The 4,293-nt window shown below is 41.0% G+C and carries 4 protein-coding genes; 1 reads left to right on the top strand and 3 read right to left on the bottom strand.

Translation table 11 applies throughout. The features are described 5' to 3' along the window. Positions 1–53 precede the first annotated feature (53 nt). Positions 54–647, bottom strand: a complete 594-nt coding sequence (locus tag L650_RS0105610) for a phospholipid-binding protein MlaC (RefSeq protein ID WP_029772481.1) — start codon at positions 645–647, stop codon at positions 54–56. 246 nt (positions 648–893) lie between these two features. Between L650_RS0105610 and L650_RS0105605 the strand changes: the two genes are divergently transcribed. Then, entirely contained in the window at positions 894–1,430 is a 537-nt protein-coding gene (locus L650_RS0105605) for an acyloxyacyl hydrolase (protein WP_029772479.1), read from the top strand. Positions 1,431–1,547: 117 nt separating this feature from the next. Here L650_RS0105605 and L650_RS0105600 read toward each other — a convergent pair whose 3' ends face one another. Both L650_RS0105600 and bamC read right to left on the bottom strand, forming a co-directional pair. Further along, the gene (locus L650_RS0105600; protein WP_029772478.1) at positions 1,548–2,918 is read right to left on the bottom strand and encodes a YjiH family protein; all 1,371 of its coding nucleotides are present in this window, start codon (positions 2,916–2,918) and stop codon (positions 1,548–1,550) included. Positions 2,919–2,988: 70 nt separating this feature from the next. Then, positions 2,989–4,047, bottom strand: coding sequence for an outer membrane protein assembly factor BamC (bamC, locus tag L650_RS0105595; protein ID WP_029772477.1), 1,059 nt, complete (start codon positions 4,045–4,047; stop codon positions 2,989–2,991). Between the last annotated feature and the right edge of the window lie 246 nt (positions 4,048–4,293).

Genomic DNA, 4,293 nt, shown 5'->3' with positions numbered 1-4,293 from the left:
CACTTTAGTGCGGCTGCTTTTGTGGTTGGAGAGGGTCTTAATCAGGAAGTGAACTATTTATTTTTTAGTTCGGTAATTACTTGCTCTAAGCCTACATCAGAAATACGTTGAATGATCTCTTTTTGCTTAGCGCTTAAAAGCGAAATACCTTCGGCAACAATGTCGTAAACTTTCCATTGCTGGTCTTTACCTTGGCGCAGCTTAAAATGCAGATCAATCACGGGTGCATTTGGCTCAATAATTTGCGTTTTAACTGTAGCGTACTCAGAGTCGCTTTTAGCGGTATCTTGTTCAAATACTACTTGCTGGCCGGTGTATTTCATTAGCGCACCTGCGTAAGTACCTGTTAAATAATGCTCTACTGCATCAATAAAACGTACAGCTTGCTCGCGCTCAATGCCTTTTATATGCTTACCAAGCAATTTAAACGACACAAACTTAATATCTATGTTTGGCATTAAACGCGTCTCTACAATGCGCGCCATATCGGCTTTGCTTGCATCGCCTTGTGCATTTACTTTTGCAATATCGCTAAAAAGCGTATCGGCAACGCCCTCAAGCATATTTTGAGGCGACTGCGCCGTTTGCGCAAATAACGCGCTGCTAAAAAAGGCAGCAGCAATAAAAATAGTGTTAAAAAGTTTCATGAGCGTGACCATGTGTGTGATTAAGATGTGGCTAAATTACGCGATTTTAAGCCACAAAAACAGACACAAAAATGCACCTTATTAATGCCAAAACAGCACCAATTAAATAAACTATTTATTTTCAATTAGTTAAGCCTTCCCTGTTAACACCCCATAAACAAGCGGCATTTTGTCCTCATTGAAAATGTGAATGGCCCGCCCTTATCATTTATTTACTCATTCGACTCACACATCAATTTGGCAGTTATGAAAACGGTATATAAAACTTTCACACTTATTCTATTTTTAGTTATTTCTGTATGGGGTAACACGGCGTTTGCGCAGTCTAATCATGGTTACGCCGTAGATGTTCTCAAGGGCGAAGGCAACGTGAATGGCGTTAAGCTGGCTTATCAATATCATGCCCCTAGCTTACAAAACTTAGTGGGCGATGCGCGCTTTTATTTTGAAACCAGCGTTAATATGTGGGAATACCGCCATGGTGACAACTCGCAATCTAATCTTGTTTTGGCTATGTCGCCCGTACTGCAGTTTCCTGCTTTTAGTTTTCATAATACCCCGTTTTATATTGAAGCAGGTATTGGCGTATCGCTTATTGATGAAACTAAATTTGCAGGCAAAAATATCAGTACCCACTACCAATTTGAAGACCGTATCGGCCTAGTTGCAGACTTTGGCCACACTAACGTAGCGCTTCGGGTTATTCATTACTCAAACGCTGGATTTAAAGAGCCTAACCCAGGTTTAAACTTTTTAACTCTTTCAGTGGCAAGGCGTTTTTAATCTTCATTCGTATTTAGTATCAATTTGCCACTTAAAAGGGTTAAGTATTAGGTTAAATTGAAATAACTAGCCACAAAAAAGCCCTGATAAATCAGGGCTTTTTATAAAAATACACGACTAGCCAACTAACCAATGCGCCATTAAGGCAATAACCGGCAGCGTAATAAGTGTACGTAAAATAAATATAACGAACAGCTCAACAATGTTTACCGGTATTTTACTGCCCAGTAAAAGTGCGCCAACCTCAGACATGTAAATTAGCTGAGTTACGCTCATTGCGGCAATAATAAAGCGAGTTACATCACTTTCAATGGTGCCCGCAGCTAAAATTGACGGAATAAACATATCGGCAAATCCCACCATAATAGTTTGTGCCGCGGCCTGTGCTTCGGGTACTTGTAACCACTCTAAAAATGGCACAAACGGCATACCTAAATATTGAAATACCGGCGTGTGCTCAGCAATAATAAGTGCAAATGTTCCTACGGCCATTACAACAGGCAGTACACCAAACACCATATCAAGCGCATTATGTACACCCTCTTTTAAGGTACCTTTAAAGCCCGACGAGTTATTGGCTTTTGCTAATGCTACATCAAGTGAGTGCCCTACTAAGCTTTTACCCGTTGGGATAGCCTCAGCATCGCGATTTGGCTCACTACCATCAATAAGTAAATCTTTTTTAAAGCGAAGTGGCGGTAAGCGCGGCACAATAATAGCGGCAACCACACCGGCTAAACATACGGTGGCATAAAATGGGGCAAATAAGTGCTCTAATTTCACTTGGCCTAAAACCACCAAGCTAAAGGTAATAGAAACCGCCGAAAACGTAGTACCAATAATAGCGGCTTCGCGCTGCGTGTAGTGCTTTTGGTCGTACTGCCTTGCGGTCATTAAAATACCAACACTGCCATCACCTAACCACGACGCAGTACAGTCAACTGCACTTCGCCCAGGTACGCCAAATACAGGGCGCATTACCTTGGTTAGCATGGTGCCTGCAAGCTCTAATAACCCAAAGTTAATTAGTAAAGGCAGTAATAAACCGGCCAGTATAAATACCGAGAACAAAACAGGTAATAAGTCGTTTAATACCAAAGCGCCTGTGTTTGCAGAGGTGATTGCCTCACTACCTAACCCTAAATGGGTCATTAGCACAAACGCCATACCGAATAAACGCACCACTAACCACACTACACTTACATCAAATAAATGCTTTAACAGGGGTGATTGGCAAATAGCGGCGGGTTTAAATACTTTGGTGATCACCGACATAACGCCAGTAATACAAATAATAAGGGTAATAATTGCTTGCGCAGAGCCAGACATCAACGCTTGCACGCCTTTAGCCATTAACGCAATAGGAATGGTCATCCCGTCTGCGGTAGGAATGGGTGTCATAAATAAAAACACACCAATTAACGACGGTACTAAAAAAGTAAACCAAGTGCGCCACGTATAGTGCCCGCGAGGAGGTAACTGAGACATATTTTTTAATCCATAAAAACTACAAAAAGAGCAAAGCGCTCTTTTTGTAGTAAAAACTTATTATTAATTATTATATTTTGATGCCGCGCTGAATAAGTGCTGCTTCTAACGCTTGTTGTAAACCATTCATGGTGCCAGGTTCGAGTGTTTCGCCTTTGTCATCCATCCAGGTTAAGCTTGTACCGCCTTCTTTAGTTTTGCTCACTAAAATTTGGTATTGGCCTTCTTCAATAGGAAGCTGCGCAACTTCGTCGCCCCAAATAGAATCCCATACACTGCTTTCTGGCTTGTTGTAGTCGGCAGTTATTAAGCCGGTATCGGTTTTAATCTCAACAATGGTAAACGATAGGCGCTCTAAAAAGCCCGAGAAGCGGTCGAATACTGCATCGTATGATTGCTCAGTAACAAGTGCAGCATTGCCTTTGTTATCAAAGCCCATTTCTAAAGAAATAATACCTTGGCGCTTACGGTTTTCTACTTCTAACTGACGGTAGCGATAATCAAATTCAGCCACAACTTGGTTAAGCGCGCGTACTTCTAATTGCTGCTTAAGTAAATCAGTTAACGTGTCATCACCTTTAAAGTCAATAAGTTCAGCGCGTAACGAAGCAGTACGCTGATGCGATTTTTCTTCAATTGTAAATCTAAAGCGCTCTTGGTTTTCGCTTACCTCATCGCCCCACAACCAGCTCTCTTCAGCTTTAATTATTGAGTACCAGTCAGTTTCGATAATACCAAGTAGCTTATCTTCTTTTGTGGTTGTTGCATTATTTTCGGCAATAACCGCTTTAATTGAGTCCCAAACAAATTCATCTAAATCAACAATGCCATCGTTTTTATCAAAGTAAATACGCGCTTGTTTATCGCCCTCTTCTACCCAGCTACCTTTAGCAACAGTTAAAACCTGTGCTGGTGGACGATAGTTTGTTGCCTCAGGGTTGTTATCGTATTGGCCCACATCCATTTTATAAACCGGATCTTGCGCTGGTTGAGATAACGATGGCGGGGTTTTAACACCTTCATGCGTACGATAATTGCGTTCGTTGTGCGCTTCATTAATAAAAACATTACACCCTGATAAACTTACCAATACACTCACTGCAAGTGCTTTTGGGATCCAATACTGCACAGATATTTCTCCTTAGCATACCCTTTAATTGTTTTACACGTATATGAGTGGGTAATACCGAATTTGGTTCAGTGTAAAATCAACATTAACTTTACATTTATTATTTGGCTGTCTAATTGCAATAAAGTTCACACCTAAGTGTTATAAAATCAATCACAACAAAAAGACAAATTTTAGCTATGGTACTTTCCTGTGCCAGTAAAAACAAGGAACACAACGCTTTAAAGCGCCTTTAATTCACGGCTA

Origin of the sequence: Pseudoalteromonas sp. TB51, assembly GCF_000498055.1 — a bacterium.
Classification (GTDB): Bacteria; Pseudomonadota; Gammaproteobacteria; order Enterobacterales; family Alteromonadaceae; genus Pseudoalteromonas; species Pseudoalteromonas atlantica.
Note: the sequence above shows the minus strand (reverse complement) of the source record. Positions and strands in the feature narration are given on the sequence as shown.